The sequence below is a fragment of the Mesorhizobium sp. B2-4-19 genome, assembly GCF_006441315.1.
Lineage (GTDB): Bacteria > Pseudomonadota > Alphaproteobacteria > Rhizobiales > Rhizobiaceae > Mesorhizobium.
The window spans coordinates 443,557-465,742 of sequence record NZ_VFUV01000001.1 but is presented as its reverse complement, the minus strand read 5'-3'; the positions used below and the strand labels follow the sequence as shown (position 1 = coordinate 465,742).

The following is a 22,186-nucleotide window of genomic DNA, read 5'->3' as shown; positions in this document are numbered from 1 at the left end:
GCTGGCCGCCTCTTCAGGACGCTTTCTCGCCGATCAGCTCAAACCGTTCGATCTCGCATTGCCGGGCGACCAGCGCCAGGATTTCCGTCGACGGTTCGATCGCGTCGGGCTGCTTCCATTCGAGATTGAACGAGTAGATGAAGCGGTCGCGGTCGGCGTCGTGCTCCATCGTCGAAAGGCGCGCGTCATAGCCAAGCGGCCGCACCATCTCCTGAAGGTCTGGCGGGGATCCCTTCGCCCAGGAGACCGACAGGACCGCATGGTGATCGCGCCGGATCCGGAGGTCGACCCATTTCAGCGCCTGGAGCGTCACCAGGGTCAGCAGCGTCGTAATTGCGGCAAGGCCGAACTGGCCGCCGCCAAACGCAAGCCCGATCATCGTCATGATCCACATCGTGGCGGCGGTGGTGACGCCGGTCACGAGATCGCCGCGCCGGAGGATGGCGCCGCCGCCGATGAAGCCGACGCCGGTCAGCACGCCAAGCGGAAAACGCAACACATCCATGCGGGCGAAGGAGTCCGCTCCCTTGCCCATCGTATCGAGCAGCAAGTTGGCCTGGATCATGGCAACCGCGGCGGCAAGCCCAACCAGGATGGTCGTCCGAAGCCCAGCGGTGTGGCCGCGCGCTTCCCTGTTCAGACCGATCAGGAAACCTGCCGCCAGCACAAGCAGGAGGCGTGCGACGAGATCGGGCCAGGTCGGATGAAGCGGCATATCGCAGCAAAGCGGTTCGAACATCGTTCCGTGCTCCGCCCCCGGGATTTTCAACACCGCCCGGCGCCGATGGTTTCCTCGCGGCGCTATGCTTTACGCACTCGGGGCGAGCCTGGCGTGTCGGTCACCGGACGGCGAAAACCAACACCAGTGCCAGGACAACGATACCGACCAGGCCGGCGATGAAGATGATTCGCTGCGCGCGGGTGCGCAGGATGATTTCGCCCTGCCTTGCGTCCTGTCCGGAAAAAACCGGTCCCTGCCTGCCGCGATCCTTGCTCATGACGTGCTCCTTCCGACCGGCGCTGCTACCCTGAACCTCAACTGAAGAACCGTTTTGCCCTCCGGAGGTTCCAGCCGAACGCGCGGCCCATCGACCACGCCGCCGCGCGATTTGAAAGGCGGCGCTTGACTCCGGCGAAGCCTTGTGAAAAATTTTGCAGCAACTGATAAAAATATCATAGGGTGGAAATGGTAGGGTTCGGCAACGGCCTCCTGCGCGACGACGAAACCAGCATGGCGACGCGTGCCGCGTGGCTTCACTATGCCGGCGGCCTGACCCAGTCCGAGGTCGCCAAGCGGCTGGGACTGACCAGCCTCAAGGCCCATCGCCTCATCACCAAGGCCAACCAGGAAGGGCTGGTGAAGGTCTATATCGACGGCGAAGTGTCGGAATGCGTCGAGCTCGAGGATGAACTGTCCCGCCGCTACGGCCTCGATTATTGCGAGGTGGTTCCGGACTTCGATTCCGAGGATCTGCCGCTCAAGGCGCTTGGCATTGCCGGCGCGCAGTTCCTCAAGCGCGAGATCGAGCGCGGCGAGGAAGCGCTGATCGGCGTCGGCCATGGCCGCACGCTTGCCGGCTGCGTGGAATATCTGCCGCGCACCTCGACCGACAAGATCCGCTTCGTCTCGCTGCTGGGCGGCCTTACGCGCAAATTCTCGGCCAACCCGCATGACGTCATCCATCGCCTGGCCGAACGCACCGGTGCCGAAGCCTATGTCATGCCGGTGCCGATGTTCGCCAACACGGCAGAGGATCGCACCGTCCTGCTCGGGCAGAAGGGCATCAGCGAGGTCTTCGATCTCGCGCGCTCCGCCGACCTGTTGTTCGCCGGCATCGGCACCGCCGAACGCGAGGCGTCGCTGGTTGCCACCGGCATGATCGAAAAGGGCGAGATGGAGGAGATCCGCCGCAATGGTGGTGTCGGCGAATTGCTCGGCCATTTCTTCGACGAGGCCGGCAAGGCGGTGGCGACGACCGTTTCCGACCGGGCGCTGGCCTTGACGCGCGAGGACATTGCCAGCCGCCGGATCGTCGCCGTCGCCGGCGGCAAGATCAAGGTTCGCGCCATCAAGTCGGTGCTCGAAGGCCGCTATCTCAAGGGCTTGATAACAGACGAGCGGACGGCGCGATCGCTCGTGGAAGAGACGCCGGTCGGGTAGCCGGTATCAGTTTCAGTTGAAACTACCCTGTGGAGGAGAAGACGAAATGCATGAGAAAGAGAAAGACCTCATTGATGCCTTCCTGCGCGGACAAGTCGACCGTCGCGGGCTGATCAAGGGCCTCGGTGCCATGGGCCTTGCCGCCGGCACCGCCGGCACGCTGCTCAATCTTGGGCAGACCCGCGCGCTTGCCGCCGACTTCGACTGGCAGGCGCATAAGGGCAAGACCATCAAGCTCCTGCTCAACAAGCATCCCTATGCCGATGCGATGATCGCCGATCTCGAAAACTTCAAGAAGCTGACCGGCATGAACGTCGTCTATGACGTGTTCCCGGAAGACGTCTATTTCGACAAGGTCACGGCAGCCCTTTCGGCAAGCTCGCCCGAATACGATGCCTTCATGACCGGCGCGTACATGACCTGGACCTATGGCCCTGCCGGCTGGATCACCGACCTCAATGAATGGATCAAGGATCCGGCCAAGACCAACCCGAACTATGCCTGGGACGACTTCCTGCCCGGCGTCAAGAATTCCTGTGCCTGGAATGGCAAGCCGGGCGGCGCGCTGGGTTCGGATGATGCCAAGCAGTGGTGCATTCCGTGGGGCTTCGAACAGAACAACATCACCTACAACAAGGCGATGTTCGACAAGGCCGGCGTCACCATTCCCGGCAACATGGACGAGATGGTTGCCGCGGCGGCCAAGCTCACCAAGGATGTCGGTGGCGGCGTCTATGGCATCGGCGTGCGTGGCTCGCGCTCCTGGGCGACGATCCATCCGGGCTTCCTGTCGGCCTACGCCAATTTTGACCAGAAGGACCTCAACGTTTCGGCGGACGGCAAATTGTCGGCCGCTATGAACACCACCCAGTCCAAGGCTTTCCACAAGCAGTGGGTTCAGATGATCCAGGAGAGCGGCCCCAAGGACTGGTCGACCTACACCTGGTATCAGGTCGGCACCGATCTCGGTGCCGGCGCCTCGGCGATGATCTTCGACGCCGATATCCTCGGTTACTTCATGAATGGCGGCGACAACAAGATGGCCGGCAAGCTCGCCTTCGCAAGCTTCAAGGCCAACCCGGCAGCCAAGGCGGCGACACCCAACATCTGGATCTGGTCGCTGGCGATGTCCAATTTCTCGAAGGACAAGGACGCCACCTGGTATTTCATGCAATGGGCCTCCGGGCCGGAGCATGGGCTGTTCGGCGCGACCAAGATGGACTTCGTCAATCCGGTCCGCCAGTCGGTCTGGAAGGACGAGATGTTCCGCGAAAAGCTGAACAAGAGCTATCCCGGTTATGTCGAGATGTTCGACGCCTCGGCGCCGGGCGCCTCGATCAAGTTCACCGCTCAGCCGCTGTTCTTCGATCTCACCACCGAATGGGCGGCGACGCTGCAGAAGATGGTGGCCAAGGAAGTGCCGGTCGACGAGGGCCTCGACAAGCTCGCCGAAAGCATCAACGGCCAGCTCAAGGAAGCCGGGCTCGGCTAAGTCGCAACGAGGGCCGGCCTGCCTGGCCGGCCCTCATCACGCCTTTTCACGTTTGCGATGCGGTGCCGGAAGGTGGCCGCCATTCGCCCCACCGGTCGCCTTGCTCCCTTGGGCGGCCGGCAGGGCGAAGCGACAGCAACAATGGAGCAACTCGATGACTGCGGTGGTATCGCAAAGGCCCAAGCCATCCGGCTTCAGGATCAGCAAGCGGGTGCTGCCCTATGTGCTCAGCCTGCCGGCCTTGCTCGTCTGCATCGGCATCCTGATCCCGTTCCTCACCTCGGTCGTCTATTCCTTCCAGCGCTATCGGCTGAGCCAGCCCTGGGCGCGGCAGTTCAACTGGGGCGACAACTACATTTCCTTCTTCACCGACCCGAAATTCTGGAACACGCTCAAGGTGTCGCTGCTCTATGCCGGCACCACAGTCGTGCTGGAACTGCTTCTCGGCCTCGCCATCGCCTTGCTGCTGCAGAAGCGCTCGACGCTGAACAACTTTATCTCGATCATGCTGTTGATGCCGCTGATGACTGCGCCCGCACTTGCCGCGCTGATGTGGAAGCTGATGACCAATCCCGGCTTCGGCGTGCTCAGCTATCTCGCCAGCCTCATCGGCCTGCAGGATTTCCGCTGGGCGTCGTCGCCGTCGACGGCGCTGTTCACGGTGGTGCTGGTCGATATCTGGGTCTACACGCCCTTCATCATGATCCTGCTGCTCGCGGGCCTGCGCAGCCTGCCGACGCAGCCCTTCGAAGCGGCCGCGCTCGATGGCGTGCCGCGAAGCTTCGTCTTCTTCCGCATCACACTGCCGATGCTGACGCCCTACATCCTGACGGCGACCTTGTTTCGGCTGCTCGATTCCATCCAGCAGTTCGATATCATCTATGCGATGACACAAGGCGGGCCGGGCGACACGCTGACCGTCTTCCAGGTCGAGGCCTATCTCAACTTTTTCCAGTCGACCAATGTCGGCCGCTCGGCGGCGCTGATGATCATCCTGTGGGCGATCACCTATTTCCTCTCCAACATCTTCATCAAGAACTGGCTCAGGCTGCGCGAACGCGCCCGTGGCCAGGCATAGGAGGTCGGGATGGAACACACCTCGCTTCTCGAGCGCATCCTGCGCGGCATAGCCCTGACGCTGGTCGTGATCTTCTTCATGTTCCCGATCGTCTGGATCTTCATGATGTCGTTCCAGACCAACGAGACCATCCTGCGCATCCCGCCGCAGCTGATCTTCGAGCCGACGCTCGCCAACTACACCGCGCTGATCACCGGCAAGCTGATGACCGCCGCCGGCACGCTCGACATCGCCTTCATGCGTAACCTGTGGAATTCGGTGTTCCTGTCGGTGACCTCGGTCGCGGTCTCGCTGCTTCTCGGCGTTCCGGCGGCCTATGCCTTCGCGCGCCACAAATTCCGAGGCTCGGAGGACATCGCCTTCACGCTGCTGTCGTTCAAGTTCGCGCCGGCGCTGCTGGTACTGCTGCCGCTCACCCTCTATTTCCAGAAGCTCGGTCTCGCCAACACCTATGTCGGGCTGATCTGGGTCTACCAGTTGATCTGCCTGCCGCTGATCCTGTGGATCGTGCGCGGCTATTTCGAGGATATCCCGGCCGACATCGAATATGCCTACCGCATCGGCGGCCATTCCTGGTTCGCCACCTTCCGCAAGATCGCGCTGCCGCTCGCCGGTCCCGGCATCGCCGCCGCCGGCCTGCTCGCTTTCATCTTCGCCTGGAACAATTTCGTCTTCGCACTGGTGCTGGCCTCGGCCGACAAGCAGCCGGTGACGGTCGGCGCGCTTGCCTTCATCACCTCCTCCGGCATCCAGTACGGCCAGATCTCGGCGGCCATCGTGCTCTCGATCACGCCGACGCTGGCGCTCGCCCTCTATGCGCAGCGCTATCTCGTCGAAGGCCTCTCCCTTGGCGCGGTGAAAGGATAGACATGGCCAGCCTAGAACTCAAAAACATCGTCAAGCGCTACAAGAGCCAGACCGTCCTCGACAATCTGTCACTGACGGTTGCCGACGGCGAAACCCTTGTCCTGTTCGGCCCGTCCGGGGCCGGCAAGACGGTGCTGCTGCGCCTGGTCGCCGGCGTCATCGATCCGGATGAGGGCAAGATCTTCATCGGCGGCGACGACATGACCGATGTCGACGCGGAATTCCGTGGCGTCGGCATGGCGTTCCAGAATTTCGCGCTGTTTCCGCATATGAGCGCGTTCGACAACATCGCGACGCCTTTGGAGGCCAAGCGGTCCTCGCCGGGCGCCATCAAGGCCGGCGTCGAAAGCGTCGCCAAGCTGTTGAAGATCGCCCATGTGCTCTCGCACAAGCCGCGCGCGCTCTCCAACGGCCAGAAGCAGCGCACGGCACTTGCCCGCGCTTTGGTCGGTTCGCCGCCGCTGCTGTTGCTCGACGACCCCTTGCGCAATGTCGATGCCAAGCTGCGTTTCGAGATGCGGCTCGAACTGCCGCGCCTGCTTGCCGATCGCGGCGCCACCGTCGTCTACGTCACCCAGGATTACAAGGAAGCCATGGCGCTCGGCGATCGTATTGCCGTCATGTCACAGGGCGTCATCCGGCAGCTCGGCACGCCCGAGCAGATCTATCGCGAGCCGGCCAGTATCGAGATCGCGCGGCTGTTCGGCGACCCCACCATCAATCTGCTCGACGTCAAGCCCGCGCGGGATACAAGGGGGATCTATGTCGGCCTGTCCAACGTCCAGGTCCATCTGGCCGGCGCCTACGACACGGCGGTCGGCAGGGATTGCGTCATCGGTCTGCGGCCGGAAGCGCTGAGCTTCGTCGAAGAAGGCATCCCGGGTGCCATTCCGGTCACGGTCGAAGCCGAGACGCCGCTCAACGAAAAGATCGTCACGCTTGTGCGCACCGTGCGCGGCCGCGAGATCCTGGTCTCGCGCCCGGCCGGAACGCCGGGCCGCAGCGAGGGCAAGGCTCATATCGCTGTCGACGGCAACAGCGCCTTGCTGTTCGATCACGCCAGCGGCGACCGCCTCGGTTCGAAGAACGTCGTCGCCTTGCGCAATGGAGAAGCGGCATGAGCCAGAGCGCGCTCACCATATCAGGTGTCGACAAATTTTACGGCCCGATCGATCGCGGCGTGCATGCGGTCAAGAACCTGACGATGGAAATCGGCAAGGGCGAGATCGTCGCCCTGCTTGGCTCGTCCGGCTGCGGTAAGACCTCGACGCTGCGCATGATTGCCGGTTTCGAGGAGGTGTCGCGCGGCGCCATCTCGGTCGGTGGCCGTCAGGTGCACACCTTGCCGCCGGTCAAGCGCAATGTGGCGATGGCCTTCGAAGGCTATTCGCTCTATCCGCCGCTGACCGTGCGCGAGAATATGGCTTTTGCGCTCAAGGCTGCCCGGTTGCCGAAAAGCGAAGTCGACGTCAAGGTCGCCAGCATCGCCAAATTGCTCGAGATCGAGGACATATTGGAGCGCTATCCGAGTTCGATTTCCGGCGGCCAGCAGCAGCGCGCCAGCCTTGGCCGGGCACTGATCCGCGAGGCCGACCTGCATCTGCTGGACGAGCCGATGGGACAGCTCGAACCGCAGCTTCGCGCCGTGCTGCGCGGCCGCATCAAGCATTTCATCAAGGAGCGCGGCCTGACGGCGATCCTGGTCACCCACGACCAGACCGAAGCCAATGCGCTTGCCGACCGCATCGCGGTGATGGAAGGCGGCGTGCTGCAGCAGTTCGACACGCCGGACCGGATCAAGGAACGCCCGGCGAACCTGTTCACCGGCACCTTCGTCGGCGAGCCGCCGATGAACGTCTTCGAGGCCTATGTCGCAACCGCCGCCGGCCGCATCAATCTCAAGCTGCCCGACGGCCTGTCGTTGGACTACGACAAGGACGCCTTCAGCGCTGCGGTTCGCGATCAATTGCTCAGTCGCGAGCGGGTGGTTATCGGCATCAGGCCTTACGCGGTCCGACGCTCGAAGGAGGGTGTTCCCGCCAGGGTCTCGGCCAACCAATGGCTCGGCGACCAGACCCACATCGCCGCCGACTTCGCCGGCGGTTCGCTGGTCCTGGTCGAACATGACCGCACCCGCCTCGATCTGGGTGCGCCGATCAATGTCAGCATCGATCCGAAAAACCTGCATGTCTTCGACCAGGCGAGCGGCAAGGCGATCTCGCACGGCATGGAGCTTGCGTGATGCGCGACATACTGATCGGCATCGACGCCGGCACCTCCGTCATCAAGTCCATCGCCTTCGACACGTCGGGCCGGCAGATTGCCGCCGCCGCGTTGCCCAACCACTATGAAACGCTGCCGGGCGGCGGCGCCGAACAGGATCTGGCGCGCACATGGAGCGATGCCGCCACGACCTTGCGCCAGCTCGCCGACAAGGTGCCCAATCTCGCCAACCGGACGGTGGCGATAGCAGTCACTGGACAGGGCGACGGCACCTGGCTGATCGACGACAGGGGCGAGCCGGTCGCCAAGGGCTGGCTTTGGCTCGACGCGCGCGCCGCGGCCATCGTCGAGGAGATCCGCGCGCGGCCCGAGGACCGGCTCCGCTTCGAGAAGACCGGCAGCGGGCTCGCCGCCTGCCAGCAGGGTTCGCAATTCGTCTTCATGAAGCGCGCCATGCCCGAAATGCTTGGCAAGGCGGCAACGGCATTCCATTGCAAGGACTGGCTCTATTTCAAGCTGACCGGTGAACGCGCCACCGATCCGTCCGAGGGCACCTTCACCTTCGGCGATTTCCACACCCGCGACTACAGCGACGATGTGCTCGACGTGCTCGGCGTCACCGATCTCAGACATCTGCTGCCGCCGATCGTCGATGGCACCAGGCACAGCACCGCTCTGTCGCAGGCGGCAGCCGATGCCACCGGCATACTGGCTGGCACGCCGGTCGTGCTCGGCTATGTCGACGTCGTCTGCACCGCGCTCGGCGCCGGCCTGCTCGACCGCGAGCGCAAGCCCGGCTGCTCGATCATCGGTTCCACCGGCATGCATATGCGGCTGGCCGAAACCCCTGACGACGTGCAACTGAACGAGGCGGCGACCGGTTATACGATGGCGATGCCGGCGCCCGGCGTGTTCGCGCAGATGCAATCCAACATGGCGGCGACGCTCAACATCGATTGGGTGCTTGGGCTCGCCTCGGGCATTCTCGCCTCGCAAGGCATTTCGCGCAGCAATGGCGAGATGATCGCGCTGGTCGATGCCTGGATCGCGGCCGCGCAGCCGGCCTCGCTGCTCTATCAGCCCTATGTGTCGGAAGCCGGTGAGCGGGGGCCATTCGTCGATGCCAATGCCAGGGCCGGCTTCGTCGGCATTTCCTCGCGGCACGGCTATGCCGACCTTGTCCGCGCCGTCTTCGAAGGCTTGGCCTTCGCGGCACGCGACTGCTACGCCGCCATGGGGCCGCTGCCGCGCGAAGTCCGCCTCACCGGCGGCGCTGCCAGAAGCCCGGCGCTGCGCAAGATCCTGGGGGCGGCGGTGGGGGCCGATATCCGCACCAGCGCGCGCGAGGAGGCGGGCGCTGCGGGCGCGGCAATGATCGCCGCGGTCTGCGTGGGTCTCTACCCGTCCATGGATGCGTGCGTCGGCGAATGGGTGACGCCGCTGCTTGGCGAGGCCGAGCCGAGCGACCGGAACCTCGCCGCGATCTACGACAAGATGACCCCGTCCTACATGTTGGCGCACCAGGCGTTGCGGCCTGTCTGGCGCGCGATGGCTTCAGTGCAGGCAAATTGAGAAGTCGAGTATGCGTAAGAAAATAGCGATCATTGGCGACAACTTCATGCTTCCGCAGGTGTTTCGCGCCGAAATCGAGAAAGTCTCGCGCGGTGACCTCGATATCAGGACATTGCAGACGGCCTGGCCCGATGAACCGATGGAATTCGGCAATCCGGCGCTCGGCCTCGACAAGGTCAAGGAGTATTTCGGCCATCCCGACGAGGTCGTTGATTTCATCGGCGATGCCGAGATCCTCGTCACCCAGCTGGCGCCCCTGTCGGAGGCCATGATGCGGCGCTTGCCGGCGCTTAGACTGGTCGCGGTTTCGCGCGGCGGACCGATCAATATCGACATGGCGGCGGCCAGGGTGCACGGCATCACCGTGGTTAATGTGCCCGGCCGCAACGCGAGTGCCGTGGCTGAGTTCACCCTTGGCGCCATCCTGGCCGAGACACGGCTGATCCGGGTCGGCCACGAGGCCTTGCGCAAGGGCGAATGGCGTGGCGACCTCTACCGCGCCGACCGCACCGGCCGCGAGCTCAGCGAAATGACCGTCGGCGTCATCGGCTACGGCAACATCGGCACCAAGGTCGTTCGGCTGCTGCGCGCCTTCGGCTGCCACGTCCTGGTTTGCGACCCCTATGTGCAGTTGAGCGCGGACGATCGCAATGCCGGTGTCGAACTCGTCGCTCTGGACAATCTGCTCGTCCGCTCCGACGTGGTCACGCTGCATCCCCGGGTGACCGAGGAGACGCGCGGCCTCATCGGCAAGGACACCATCGCGCTGATGAAACCGGGCGTGATTCTCATCAACACCGCGCGCGGGCCGCTGGTCGACTATGACGCGCTCTACGAGGCGCTGGTTTCAGGACAGATCGCCAGCGCCATGCTGGAGACGTTCGCGGTCGAGCCGGTGCCGTCGGACTGGCCCTTGCTGCTGCTTCCCAACGTGACGCTGACGCCGCACATCGCCGGTGCCTCGGTGCGCACCGTCACTTATGCCGCCGAACAGGCCGCCGAAGAGGTGCGCCGCTACCTCGCCGGCCTGCCTCCGGTCAATCCGTGCTGAGGCAGTGGCCATGACGCATCAAACCGGCATCGAGGCTACGGCGACATGAACGGCGGCCTGGAAATCGTCGACCTCTTCGTTGTCGGCGGCGGCGTCAATGGCGCCGGCATCGCCCGCGACGCAGCGGGCCGCGGTCTTTCCGTCATCCTGTGCGAAAAGGACGATCTCGCCGAAGGCACCAGTTCGCGCTCGGGCAAGCTCGTCCATGGCGGCCTGCGCTATCTCGAATATTACGAGTTCCGCTTGGTGCGGGAGGCGCTGATCGAGCGTGAGGTGCTGCTGGAATCGGCGCCGCACATCATCTGGCCGATGCGCTTCGTGCTGCCGCACAGCCCCGACGACCGGCCGGCCTGGCTGGTGCGGCTCGGCCTGTTCCTCTACGACCATCTCGGCGGCCGCAAGCGGCTGCCGGCGACTCGAACGCTCAACCTGCGCACCGCGCCCGAGGGCGCGCCGATCAAGGATGCCTTCCGGCGCGGCTTCGAATATTCCGACTGCTGGGTCGATGATGCCCGCCTCGTCGTCATCAATGCGCTCGACGCCGCCGAGCGGGGCGCCACGGTTTTCACGCGCACCGCCTGCACCGCCGCCCGCCGCGAGAACGGCCTGTGGGTTGTTGAGATGCAGGAGGGCAGGACGGGTATCAGGACGGTGGTCCGGGCGCGCGCGCTGATCAATGCCGCCGGCCCCTGGGTCAACGACATCGTCAACCGCGTTGCCGGCCAGAACTCCAGGCGCAACGTGCGCCTGGTCAAGGGCAGCCACATCGTCGTGCCGAAATTCTGGGAGGGGCGGCAAGCCTATCTCATCCAGAACAGCGACAAGCGCGTGATCTTCATCAACCCCTATCAGAACGATCTCGCTCTGATCGGCACCACCGACATTCCCTATGAGGGCCGGCCCGAGGACGTGGCGGCGGATGAGAGCGAGATCGATTACCTGATCAAGGTGGTCAACCGCTATTTCAAGCGGGGCCTTGCGCGCGGCGATGTCGCCTATTCGTTCTCCGGCGTCAGGCCGCTTTATGACGACAATGCCGACAACCCAAGTGCTGTGACCCGCGACTATATTTTCGAGCTCGACGCGCCGGACGCACAGGCGCCGCTGCTCTCCGTCTTCGGCGGCAAGATCACCACCTTCCGCAAACTGGCCGAGCATGCGCTGGACAGGATTGCGCCGTTCTTTCCCAGAATGGGCAAGCCCTGGACCGCGAAGGCGCATCTGCCCGGCGGCGATATCGCCAATGCCGATTTCGAACAGTTCCTCGGCGATCTCGCAGGCGAATATCCCTGGATGCCGGCATCCCTGCTGAAGCATTACGGCCGGCTCTACGGCACTAGGACACGGGCTTTGGTTGGCGCGGCGCGTTCGCTCGATGAGCTCGGGCGCTGCTTCGGCAAGGATTTCTTCGAGCGCGAGGCCGCCTATCTCTTCGACCGGGAATGGGCGGTGACGTCAGCCGATATTCTCGAGCGGCGCACCAAGCATGGCCTGCATCTGTCCGCCGAGGAAAGGGTGGCCTTCGAGCATTGGTGCGCGAACCGGCTGGCGAGGGCAGGCTGATGGTCCATTCCGTCGATACTGGCACCACGGAATTCCGCATGCTGCGCTCCTTGTCCGCCAGCATCGGCGCCGACCCGTTGCTGGTTCAGGGCGCCGGCGGCAACACCTCCATCAAGCAGGCCGGTGTGCTGTGGATAAAGGCGTCGGGCACCTGGCTGAAGAACGCGCGCGACGACGAGATCATGGTGCCGGTCGCGCTGGCGCCGTTGCTCGATGCCGTGGCGCATCGCAGCCCGGTGGCGGAGACCGCGGGGCAGTTCACGCTGGCGGACCTCAACCCTCGTCAGCTGCGGCCCTCCATCGAGACGACGGTGCACGCGCTGCTGCCGCAGAAGATCGTGGTTCACGTCCATTGCGTGGAGACGATCTCGATCGCCGTGCAGGCCAATGCCGAAGCCTTGCTGGAGGGGCGCCTGCGCGGCCTCGACTGGGCCTTCGTGCCCTATCGCCGACCCGGCCTGCCGCTGGCGCAGGCGATCGCCGAGCGGCTGAAGCCCGCGACCAACGTGCTCGTGCTTGGCAATCACGGCTTGGTGGTCGCCGCCGATACGGTCGCCGAGGCAGCCTTGCTGCTGCAACAAGTGACCGGGCTGCTCGCACGGCAGCCGCGTCCGGCTCCGACGCCCGATCTCGATGCGCTGCTGAGGCTAGCCGCAGGCAGCGACTACCGGCTGCCGGCCTCGACCGCTGCGCATGCCGTTGCGACCGACCTCGCCAGTTGCCGCATCGCCGCCTCCGGCAGCCTATACCCGGATCATGTGATCTTCCTTGGCGTCGGCTCGGTGATCGCCGGCCCCGGCGAGAACGCGGCGACGGTCGTTGCCCGCACTGAAGCCGCGCCGACATCCATCCTCTTTCCCGGCAAGGGTGTGCTGATGCGCCGGGATGCCAATGCCGGCGCCGAAGCGATGGCGCGTTGCCTGGCCGATGTCGTCGCGCGCGTCGATGGCGCCGCGCGCGTCAACTATCTCAGTCCGAAGGAGAATGCCGAACTGCTGAACTGGGACGCCGAGAAATACCGCCAGCAACTCAACCGCGAAGGGGCGACGCTGCAATGACGGCGTTCCGCTCCAATGTCTTGCTTTGCTTCGGGGAGGGATAACGGCCTTGGCCTTCACGCTCTCCCTCAACACCAATCCGCTGGTCAATCGCTTCGCCGATCCGGACGACCTGATCGACACCATCGCCTATGAGATCGGCATAAGGGACGTGCAGCTCACGCATGAATTCATCAATCCCGGCTGGCCCGCCGCGACGATCGTCAAATTCGTCCGCCTGTTTCGCGGCGCACTTGCCCGCACCGGCGTGCGTGTCACGTCCGGCATGACGGGTCCTTACGGCAGGCTCAATCATTTCGGCCACCCCGATGCCGATGTGCGTCGCTACTATGTCGACTGGTTCAAGACCTTTGCCGACATCTCGGCCGAGCTTGGCGCCGGCGGCATGGGCACGCAGTTCGCCATCTTCACCCATCGCGACTTTGACGACCCCCAGCGCCGCGCGCGGTTGTTCGACATCGCGCTGGACTGCTGGCGCGAGGTCGCCGAGCATGCCAGAGCCGCCGGCCTGACTTATCTGTTCTGGGAGCCGATGTCGGTTGGCCGCGAGTTCGGCCACACCATAGAGAATTGCCGGCTGCTGCAGTGTACGATCGACGACGCAGGCATGGCGATCCCGCTGGAGATGATGGTCGACATCGACCATGGCGACGTCACCTCGAGCAATCCGGCCGACATCGATCCGTACGCCTGGGCCGAAGCTTTTCCCAGGAAATCGCCGATCATCCACATCAAGCAGTCGTCTATGAACAAGGGCGGCCATTGGCCGTTCACATCAGCCTACAACAAGGACGGCCGCATCACGCCGCAAAAGCTGCTGGACACGGTGCGGCGCGGCGGCGGCACCGACAACGAGATCTGCCTCGAACTGTCGTTCCGCGAGCGCGAGCCGGTCGACCATCAGGTGGTCGCCATGATCCGCGAGTCCGTCGACTACTGGGCGCCGTTCATCGAGACAGGCAGGTCCGATCTTCTGCCAAAGGCCGGTTAGAAAACGGGCAGGGGCCGATGCGGCTCCTGCCCGTTGAATTCAGCAGATCAATCGACCGGAGCTCAGCCGAATTTCGGGTCGAGGCTGCCCGACTTGTAGCGCTTGGCCATTTCGGCGACCGGCAGCGGCTTGATCTTAGGTGCGTTGCCGGCGGTGCCGAACTGCTCGAAGCGTTCCTTGCAGAGCTTGCGCATCGCGGCCATTGCCGGCGTCAGGTATTTGCGCGGATCGAACTCGCTGGGGTTTTCCGTCAGCACCTTGCGGATCGCTCCGGTCAGCGCCATGCGGTTGTCGGTGTCGATGTTGATCTTGCGCACGCCATGCTTGATGCCGCGCTGGATTTCCTCCACCGGCACGCCCCAGGTCGGCTTCATCTGGCCGCCATATTTGTTGATGATCTCCTGCAGGTCCTCCGGCACCGAGGACGAACCGTGCATGACCAGATGCATGTTCGGCAGGCGGCGATGGATCTCCTCGATGACGTTCATCGCCAGCACCGCGCCGTCCGGCTTGCGCGAGAATTTATAGGCGCCGTGGCTGGTGCCCATGGCAACCGCCAACGCGTCGACATGGGTGTCCTTGACGAACTCGACCGCCTGTTCGGGGTCAGTCAAAAGCTGGTCGTGGCTGATCGCGCCTTCGACGCCGTGGCCGTCTTCCTGCTCGCCGCCGCCGCTCTCCAGCGATCCCAGCACGCCGATCTCGCCTTCGACGGACACGCCACCCCAATGCGCCATGTCGACGACGCGCTTGGTGATGCCGGAATTATAGGCGTAGTCGGCCGGCGACTTGCCGTCTTCCTTGAGCGAACCGTCCATCATCACCGAGGTGAAGCCGTACTGGATCGCGGTGACGCAGGTGGCTTCGTTGTTGCCGTGATCGAGATGCATGCAGACCGGGATGTCGGGATGGATCTCGACCAGCGCGTCGATCAGCTTGGCCAGCACCACGTCATTGGCATAGGCACGCGCACCGCGGCTTGCCTGCAGGATAACAGGCGATTTGGTCTCTTCCGCCGCCTCCATGATGGCGAGGCCCTGCTCCATGTTGTTCATGTTGAAGGCCGGCACGCCATAGCCGTATTCGGCGGCGTGATCGAGCAATTGTCTCAATGTGATGCGAGCCAACGAATAGTCTCCCGTATCTGGTTTCAAACCTGATGGTTGCGGACTGTCCGCGCATCGTCCAGCCCACCGATGCTTCTGGCCGGATTTCCGCGCAACCGCAACCGTCACCGGCCGTCCCGCCAGCAATTCTTGTTACAGCGCCGCGATCGAGGCAAGCGGGATATCCCAAGAATTTATCCCATTATCACAAAAGATTTGATACTTTTGCGATGATAGCTGTTATATCTCTGAACTCCGATCAAGCAGCCGCGCTTCGGCGTTGGCGGTCAGCGGCAATGAAGAGCGACATCAGGCGGCAAGGCATCATGGAGTTTCTGATGGACGCCGGTCAGGCCGGCGTCGACGATCTCGCCTTGCGCTTTGGCGTCTCGAAGATGACCGTGCATCGCGACCTCGACGAGCTCGAGGAAAGCGGTTTCCTGCGCAAGGTGCGCGGCGGCGCTTCGATCCAGCCGAGCAGCCTGTTCGAAAGCGACTTCCGCTACCGGCAGAAGCAGGCGACCGAGGAAAAGCAGCGTCTGGCGGCGGCTGCCGTGGCCATGATCGAACCTGGCCAGACGGTGATCGTCGATGACGGCTCGACGGCGGGTGGCATTGCGCACCATCTCGCCGATCTGCGGCCGCTGACGGTGATCTCCAACAATCTGGCCGTCATCCAGGAACTGGCCGGCGTCGTGGGGATCAACCTGATCGCGCTCGGCGGCCAATACAGCAAGAAGTTCCACGGCTTCTTCGGCCTGCTGGCCGAGGCTTCGCTCAAATCGCTGCGCGCCGACGTCGCCTTCCTGTCGTCTTCGGCCATCCATGGCGCTTCCGCCTTCCACCAGGATCAGGAGGTGGTGCAGGCCAAGCGGCTGATGATGGCGGCGGCGACCCGCAAATATCTGCTGGTCGATCACGGCAAGTTCGGCCGCACGGCGCTGCATTTCCTGACTGATCTCAGCGCATTCGACACGGTCTTCACCGGCCGCGCACCCGAGCCGGGCGTGCGCGCGGTGCTGGATGCCGCCGGCGTCTCGCTGACGGTGGTCGACAAGGGATCATGATCCCGGCATCGGGAGATCGTGATCAGCAAAATTAAGGAGCAGCACGCGTGGTCTACTGGGTCGGTACTAGCTGGAAGATGAACAAGACGCTCGCCGAGGCGCTGGATTTCGCGCAGCGCCTGGCCGGCTTCATCCCCGGTTTCGACGACCGCATCCAGCCCTTCGTCATACCGCCCTTCACGGGGGTGCGCGAGGTCAAGCGGGCGCTGTCGTCGACGCGCATCAAGGTCGGTGCCCAGAATATGCATTGGGCCGACGCCGGCGCCTGGACCGGCGAGATCTCGCCGCTGATGCTGAGGGATTGCGGGCTCGATCTGGTCGAACTCGGCCATAGCGAACGGCGCGAGCATTTCAGCGAAACCGATCGCACGGTTGGCCTGAAAACGGCGGCCGCCGTGAAGCACGGGTTGATCCCGTTGATCTGTGTCGGCGAGACGCTGGCCGAGCGCGAAAACGGGCAGGCCGACGCCGTGCTGAGCGCCCAGGTCGAGGGCGCGCTGCAATTCCTTGAAGGCGAGGCGAAGGGCGCGAAAATCCTCTTCGCCTACGAGCCGGTCTGGGCGATCGGCGACAAGGGCATTCCGGCCAGCGCCGACTATGCCGACAAGCAGCAGGCATTGATCAAGACAGTGGCCGGCGGTCTGCTGCCGTCGCTGCCGCCGGTGCTTTATGGCGGCAGCGTCAATCCCGGCAATGCCGCCGAACTGGTCGGCCAGCCCAATATTGACGGCCTCTTCATCGGCCGCTTCGCCTGGCAGGCGGACGGCTACATCGACATTCTCGGCCGCGCCTCGGCGGCGATCTGAAATCATCCGAACCGGAAAGGGAAAACCATGAAAATAGCCATTGGAGCCGACAGCGCCGGCAAACCGCTGCTCGACGTCATCGCCGCCCACCTTGCCACCAAATCCGGCCTGACGGTCAGCGATCTCAGCCAGGCCGGCTACTATGCCGACCTGTCGCAAAAACTCGCCCAGACCATCATCGACGGCGAGAACGATCGCGGCATCCTGTTCTGCGGCACCGGCATCGGTGTCTCGATCTCGGCCAACAAGGTGCCGGGCATCCGCGCCGCGCTCACCCACGACACCTATTCGGCCGAGCGCGCGGCGAAATCCAACAACGCGCAGATCATCACCATGGGCGCCCGCGTCATCGGCCCCGAACTGGCCAAGGCGATCGTCGATACGTGGCTTGCCTCCGAGTTCGACGAACAAGGTCCCTCGGCCGGCAATGTCCAGGCGATCAACAGGCTCGACGCGGCGAAACCCGCATGATCCGCGCGGGCAAGCCTGCGGCATAGGCTGAGAAAAGTACGATCCTGGCGTACCGGGCCGGCATGCGGCGCTGTCGGCTTTATTTCTGCCTGCCGAGCCTGGCCGCGAGGGAACGCCGCACGTCCTCTTCCGCTCCGTCCAGCAGGTCGATCAGCACTTTGCTGGTGGCTGCCGGGTCGCGCTTTTCGATGTTCTCGACAATCTGCCGGTGCAGGCTGAGCGAGTGGCGCTGACCGTCTGGATTGTCGTCCGAAAGCCGGAAGCTGATCACCAGCGCCGTCTCGATCAAGGCCGCCAGCGAACCGATCAGCTCATTGCCCGACATATGAAGGATCGCCTGGTGGAAGGCCAGATCCGGTACCGCGAAGCGTTCGCCGTCATCGCCGGCCTGTTCCATCTCCGCCAGGAGTGCCCGCAATTCGGCAATCTGCTCCGGGCTGGCGCGCTCCGCCGCCAAGGCCCCGGCCGTAGGCTCGATCGCGCGGCGCAGTTCGAACAGGGAACGCGCCTCCTCGGCCGTCGTTCTCGAGCCGAAACGCCACAAGAGCACATCCGGGTCGAGGAAATTCCAATCCTTGCGCGGGCGCACCCTGGTTCCGGTCCGGGGGCGCATTTCCACCATGCCCTTGCCCGCCAGTACCTTGACGACTTCCCGCAGGCCGGTGCGGCTCGCGCCGTAGGAGGCGCTCCAATCGTCGCCGTTCGGCAACTGGTCGCCCGGGATCAATTCGCCGCGCACGATGCTGAGGCCGATTTCGTTGAGCAGCCTGGCGTGGAGGCCGGAATGGGACGAGCCGGCCATACGCGACGTCATCCGGGATGCCCTGGGGTGGGCTGTTAAATTCTTCATACTATTCCCATTATTCATATGATTGTCACGTGCCCACCCTAGTGAGCACATCGTTGAACTCCCCGCCAGAGCGATCGACGAACCACACGCAGATAGCACCCGAAGAACCACAAAATCTCGCGTCTTGCCATCGGCGACGGCCGCCACCGTCGTTGGCCGATGTCGTGCGCGTCGAGCCGTCGATCATAAACACCAACAGGAACGCGCCAGAAAATGTCTCCCAAGATGATCGATCACGCCAGCAAAGCCGCCCCGAAGGGAGCGGCTCGCCTTCCGAAAACCATAAGCTCCTGCATCTTCGTGTCCAGCGCGCTTGCCGTGACATCGGTGCCGGCATTTGCCGTGGAGCCCTGGATCATGGTCGAGAAGACGACCTTCACCGGCAGCGCCATACCCTCAAAGCAGCAGGGTGTGACGACGGACGGCACGAACTGGTACTTCTCCGGCACCAATATTCTCGAGCGTACGGACAGGAACTACAACCCGTCGCTGAGGGTCTCGCCTGCCATTCCCGATGCCCTCAAGCTTCCGTCCCAATATTCCGACATCGGCCTGAACCATATCGGCGACATCGATTATGCCGACGGGCTTCTCTACATCTCGCTGGATTCGAGCAAGCGTGATCCGGTCACCGGCGGCAAGTATGAAAACCCGGTTTTCGCGGTGTATCGCGCCAGCGACCTCAGCTTCACCGGCCAGGCCTTTTCGCTTAATCCGCCTCACGGCATCCATGATATCGCCAGCTGGGTGGCCGTCGACGCCAAGAACGGGCTGGGCTACGGCATGGCCTATGAGGATGCGACGGAGATAGCCGTCTACAATCTGTCGGACTGGAGCTTCAAGGAATACATCCCGCTGACGCAAAAGATCGACCAGGCACAGGGCGGCAAGTTGCTCGACGGCTGGATGTATTTTTCGACTGACAATGATCAGAAGATCATCTACCGGGCGAACCTCAAGACCGGCGAAGTCGAGAATCTCGGCAATTTGAAGATCGGTCGCGAGCAGGAAGTCGAAGGGCTTTCCTTCAACCAGACGAAGGATGGCTGGTCGATGTACATCCTCAATCGGGAAGCGCTGGAGAGCGACCCCACCGTTGAGGCGGTCGGCTTCTATCGCTATCTGCGCCCCTACGGAAACGCGCTTTCCGGCGAGATCCACGCCGACATCAACGGCGCGCTTGTCGAGGACAGCCGCTTCGCGCGGGACGCCGCGAACAGCCGGATTCGCTCCGCCTTCGACGCGGTCTCCGCGCCCGTCCTGACCACCGCCAGCATCGACACCTACGGCTCGCACGCCGCGCCCGCCAATGCCGACGGCATCGTGATCTGGAGCCAGGCGCTTGCGATGACGGGCGATGCGAACGACTCCGGCGATGCCGCCGCCTTCGGCCGCAACACGACTGGATTCATCGGCGGCGCCGACGCGCCGGTCGGAAACTGGCGAGTTGGCGTGCTCGGCGGTTACAGTCATTCGCGCTTCGATGTCACCGACCGCGCTTCATCCGGCTCGAGCGACAACTACAATCTCGGTCTCTATGCCGGCACGCAATTGGGCCAGTTCGGTTTCCGCGCCGGCGCGATCTATGGCTGGCATGACATCGAGACCAGGCGCAGCGTGGTCTTCCCTGCCTTCAGCGAACAGCTCTCCGCCGGCCATAATGCCGCGACGGCGCAGGCTTTCAGCGAACTGGCCTATCGGTTCGACATCGGCCGCAATGCCTTCGAACCCTTCGCCAACCTCGCCTATGTCCAACTGAACACCGATGGTTTCGCCGAGACCGGCGGCACGACGTCAGCGCTGACGGCACAGAAGACGACGACCGAGAACACCTTCTCGACATTTGGCGTTCGCGCTTCGACCCGGTTCGACACAGGGGCGACCAAGACCGCCCTGCACGGCATGCTGGGCTGGCAGCACGCTTATGGCGACGTCGGTTCGACCGCCGATCTGGCCTTCAATACCGGGGCATCCTTTACCATCTCGGGCGTGCCGATCGCCAGGGACGCGCTGGCGGTCGAAGCCGGACTGGATGTCTCCCTGTCGTCCAATGCCACGCTCGGCGCGTCCTATTCCGGGCAGATCGCCAAGGACGCCCAGGGACAAGCCTTCAAGGTCAGCTTCGATTTGAAGCTATAGATCCGAAGCCAGACCCTTGCGCATCGCGCCGATCACGGTGACGGCCGATGCCGCGCCGGGGTCGATATGCCCGAGCGATCGCTCGCCGAGCCGCGAGGAGCGGCCCTTGGCGGCGATCATGTCCTTGGTTGCTTCCGCCCCACGCTCGGCGGCGGCAAGGGCCGCCTCGAGACACTGAGCCAAGGTCTTGCCGGCTACAGTGGCCGCGGCGACCGCTTCGGCCGCCGGTTGCCAGGCATCGACCATCGTCTTTTCGCCCGGTTCGGCCTTGCCGCGATCCTTGATGCCTTGTGCCATGGCCTGGAACAGGGCGGTGAAGTCCGCGTCCGCCAGCGTCGCCTTGCCCTTGACGGCGGCGCCGCCGCGCATGAAGGCCGTCGCATAGAGCGGGCCCGAGGACGCGCCGACGGCGTTGAGGAACGATTTCGCCGCCGTGTTGAGCAACGCCGTCGGCTCGGTCGCCGCGAGGTCGAGCGAGCCCAGCGCATCGCGCACGGCATTGAAGCCGAGCGCCATGGCAATGCCATGATCGGCGTCGCCAATGACGCCGTCGAGCTGGCAGAGCCGGTCCTTGTCGGCCTCGATCGCCACCGCGATCGTATCGAACATTCTTTTCAGGTCAGCGGCGTCGATGGTCACGGGAGCGCTCTTTCGTCAGCCGGCACGGAACATGGCGCAGTCGCAGGGGTGGTCGAGCATGGTCTGCAATTCATCATCGAGATGGAAAAGCGTCACCGAGGCGCCGGCCATTTCCAGCGAGGTGCAGTAATTGCCGACCCAGGTCACATGAATGGATACACCGATGTCGTCGAGCCGCTGCTTGACCCGCCGGTTCATGATGTAGAGCTCCATCAGCGGCGTCGAGCCGAGCGAATTGATCAGCACCGCGACCTTGTCGCCGCGCTTCGGCGCCATCTCGGCGAAAATCTTGTCCAGCATCTCGTCGGTGATCGCGTCGGCGGTCCCGAGCTTGCCGCGGGCGATGCCGGGTTCGCCATGGATGCCCATGCCGATCTCCATTTCGTCCGCGCTGATCTCGAAATTCGGCCGCCTTGTCTGCGGCAGCGAGCAGGGCGACAGCGCCACGCCCATGGTGAAGGCGTGGTCGTTGGCCTTGCGCGCGATGCGCTCCACCTCGTCCAGGGAGAGCATCCGGTCGCAGGCCGCACCGGCCGCTTTGAAGATGAAGAAATTGCCGGCGACGCCACGGCGCTTCTGCCGCTGGCCGCGCGGCGCCGAGGCGACGTCGTCGGTGGTCAGCACCGTGCGCACCTCGATGTCGTCCATCGCAGCCATCTCGGCCGCCATGTCGAAATTCATCACGTCGCCGGCATAGTTACCATACATGAACAAGACACCGGCGCCGCCGCTGGCCGCCTTGGCGCATTCGAGGATCGGATCGGGCGGCGGCGAGGCAAAGACATTGCCGATCGCCGCCGCATCCGCCAATCCCTTGCCGACAAAGCCGAGAAAGGTCGGCTCATGGCCGGAACCGCCGCCGATCACCAGCCCGACCTTGCCGGGCCGTGGCCCGTCGCGGGCGATGATCGAGCGCGGACTGCCGTCCGCGCTCCTGAGGTGGCGAGGATGCGCGGCGAGGATCCCTTCGAGCATTTCGTCGACGGCGCGGTTGCCGTCATTGATGATCTTCTTGGTCTGCACCGGCATCCTCCCGAACTCGGTATTTCGCA

The 22,186-nt window shown here is 64.0% G+C and carries 21 protein-coding genes; 15 read left to right on the top strand and 6 right to left on the bottom strand.

Annotated features, from left to right (window positions below; genetic code table 11):
• Nucleotides 1-13 precede the first annotated feature (13 nt).
• Both FJ546_RS02200 and FJ546_RS02195 read right to left on the bottom strand, forming a co-directional pair.
• Nucleotides 14-739, bottom strand: a complete 726-nt coding sequence (locus FJ546_RS02200) for an MgtC/SapB family protein (protein WP_140887709.1) — start codon at nt 737-739, stop codon at nt 14-16.
• Nucleotides 740-839: 100 nt separating this feature from the next.
• Nucleotides 840-998 carry a peptide ABC transporter permease gene (locus FJ546_RS02195; protein ID WP_140887708.1) on the bottom strand — a complete coding sequence of 53 codons (159 nt, stop codon included), beginning with the start codon at nt 996-998 and terminating at the stop codon, nt 840-842.
• Nucleotides 999-1,186: 188 nt separating this feature from the next.
• Here FJ546_RS02195 and FJ546_RS02190 point away from each other — a divergent pair, with 188 nt between their 5' ends.
• The 11 genes from FJ546_RS02190 to FJ546_RS02140 all read left to right on the top strand — a co-directional run bounded on the left by FJ546_RS02190 (nt 1,187) and on the right by FJ546_RS02140 (nt 14,056).
• A complete protein-coding gene (locus tag FJ546_RS02190) occupies nt 1,187-2,161 on the top strand; it encodes a sugar-binding transcriptional regulator (RefSeq protein WP_140887706.1) in 975 nt (324 codons plus the stop codon).
• Nucleotides 2,162-2,207: 46 nt separating this feature from the next.
• On the top strand, nt 2,208-3,653 hold the full coding sequence (locus FJ546_RS02185; protein ID WP_095771173.1) for an extracellular solute-binding protein: 1,446 nt from the start codon (nt 2,208-2,210) through the stop codon (nt 3,651-3,653).
• 154 nt (nt 3,654-3,807) lie between these two features.
• On the top strand, nt 3,808-4,731 hold the full coding sequence (locus tag FJ546_RS02180) for a sugar ABC transporter permease (protein ID WP_023777019.1): 924 nt from the start codon (nt 3,808-3,810) through the stop codon (nt 4,729-4,731).
• 9 nt (nt 4,732-4,740) lie between these two features.
• A complete protein-coding gene (locus FJ546_RS02175) occupies nt 4,741-5,598 on the top strand; it encodes a carbohydrate ABC transporter permease (protein ID WP_140887704.1) in 858 nt (285 codons plus the stop codon).
• 2 nt (nt 5,599-5,600) lie between these two features.
• Nucleotides 5,601-6,719, top strand: a complete 1,119-nt coding sequence (locus tag FJ546_RS02170) for an ABC transporter ATP-binding protein (protein ID WP_140887702.1) — start codon at nt 5,601-5,603, stop codon at nt 6,717-6,719.
• A complete protein-coding gene (locus FJ546_RS02165) occupies nt 6,716-7,840 on the top strand; it encodes an ABC transporter ATP-binding protein (RefSeq protein ID WP_140887700.1) in 1,125 nt (374 codons plus the stop codon). Before FJ546_RS02170 ends, FJ546_RS02165 begins: the two co-directional genes overlap by 4 nt.
• On the top strand, nt 7,840-9,393 hold the full coding sequence (locus tag FJ546_RS02160; RefSeq protein WP_140887698.1) for an FGGY-family carbohydrate kinase: 1,554 nt from the start codon (nt 7,840-7,842) through the stop codon (nt 9,391-9,393). Before FJ546_RS02165 ends, FJ546_RS02160 begins: the two co-directional genes overlap by 1 nt.
• 10 nt (nt 9,394-9,403) lie before the next feature.
• Nucleotides 9,404-10,444: a 2-hydroxyacid dehydrogenase gene (locus FJ546_RS02155; protein WP_140887697.1), complete on the top strand. Its 1,041-nt coding sequence runs from the start codon at nt 9,404-9,406 to the stop codon at nt 10,442-10,444.
• Nucleotides 10,445-10,489: 45 nt separating this feature from the next.
• Nucleotides 10,490-12,007, top strand: a complete 1,518-nt coding sequence (locus tag FJ546_RS02150; protein ID WP_140887695.1) for a glycerol-3-phosphate dehydrogenase — start codon at nt 10,490-10,492, stop codon at nt 12,005-12,007.
• Nucleotides 12,007-13,065 (top strand): class II aldolase, encoded by a 1,059-nt coding sequence (locus FJ546_RS02145; RefSeq protein ID WP_181167778.1) that lies wholly within the window; start codon nt 12,007-12,009, stop codon nt 13,063-13,065. The genes FJ546_RS02150 and FJ546_RS02145 overlap by 1 nt, the downstream gene beginning before the upstream one ends.
• A gap of 49 nt (nt 13,066-13,114) precedes the next feature.
• Complete coding sequence (locus FJ546_RS02140) at nt 13,115-14,056, top strand: TIM barrel protein (protein WP_140887692.1); 942 nt, start codon at nt 13,115-13,117, stop codon at nt 14,054-14,056.
• A gap of 62 nt (nt 14,057-14,118) precedes the next feature.
• On the opposite strand, the gene fba is transcribed toward FJ546_RS02140, so the two are convergent.
• On the bottom strand, nt 14,119-15,183 hold the full coding sequence (gene fba, locus FJ546_RS02135; RefSeq protein WP_140887690.1) for a class II fructose-bisphosphate aldolase: 1,065 nt from the start codon (nt 15,181-15,183) through the stop codon (nt 14,119-14,121).
• 275 nt (nt 15,184-15,458) lie between these two features.
• Between fba and FJ546_RS02130 the strand changes: the two genes are divergently transcribed.
• The 3 genes from FJ546_RS02130 to FJ546_RS02120 are packed head-to-tail and all read left to right on the top strand — an operon-like array spanning nt 15,459 to nt 17,506.
• Nucleotides 15,459-16,229, top strand: a complete 771-nt coding sequence (locus FJ546_RS02130; protein WP_140887688.1) for a DeoR/GlpR family DNA-binding transcription regulator — start codon at nt 15,459-15,461, stop codon at nt 16,227-16,229.
• Nucleotides 16,230-16,276: 47 nt separating this feature from the next.
• Nucleotides 16,277-17,035 (top strand): triose-phosphate isomerase, encoded by a 759-nt coding sequence (locus FJ546_RS02125; protein ID WP_140887686.1) that lies wholly within the window; start codon nt 16,277-16,279, stop codon nt 17,033-17,035.
• Between the two features lie 27 nt (nt 17,036-17,062).
• The gene (locus FJ546_RS02120) at nt 17,063-17,506 is read left to right on the top strand and encodes an RpiB/LacA/LacB family sugar-phosphate isomerase (RefSeq protein ID WP_096455674.1); all 444 of its coding nucleotides are present in this window, start codon (nt 17,063-17,065) and stop codon (nt 17,504-17,506) included.
• Between the two features lie 79 nt (nt 17,507-17,585).
• Here the strand turns inward: FJ546_RS02120 and FJ546_RS02115 are convergent, their stop codons facing one another.
• Entirely contained in the window at nt 17,586-18,320 is a 735-nt protein-coding gene (locus FJ546_RS02115) for a FadR/GntR family transcriptional regulator (RefSeq protein ID WP_246686713.1), read from the bottom strand.
• Nucleotides 18,321-18,569: 249 nt separating this feature from the next.
• Between FJ546_RS02115 and FJ546_RS02110 the strand changes: the two genes are divergently transcribed.
• Complete coding sequence (locus tag FJ546_RS02110; protein WP_140887684.1) at nt 18,570-20,495, top strand: autotransporter domain-containing protein; 1,926 nt, start codon at nt 18,570-18,572, stop codon at nt 20,493-20,495.
• Here the strand turns inward: FJ546_RS02110 and dhaL are convergent.
• Nucleotides 20,490-21,134 carry a dihydroxyacetone kinase subunit DhaL gene (dhaL, locus tag FJ546_RS02105; RefSeq protein WP_140887683.1) on the bottom strand — a complete coding sequence of 215 codons (645 nt, stop codon included), beginning with the start codon at nt 21,132-21,134 and terminating at the stop codon, nt 20,490-20,492. The genes FJ546_RS02110 and dhaL overlap by 6 nt on opposite strands.
• Before the next feature lie 15 nt (nt 21,135-21,149).
• Nucleotides 21,150-22,163: a dihydroxyacetone kinase subunit DhaK gene (locus FJ546_RS02100; RefSeq protein ID WP_181167777.1), complete on the bottom strand. Its 1,014-nt coding sequence runs from the start codon at nt 22,161-22,163 to the stop codon at nt 21,150-21,152.
• Nucleotides 22,164-22,186 lie beyond the last annotated feature (23 nt).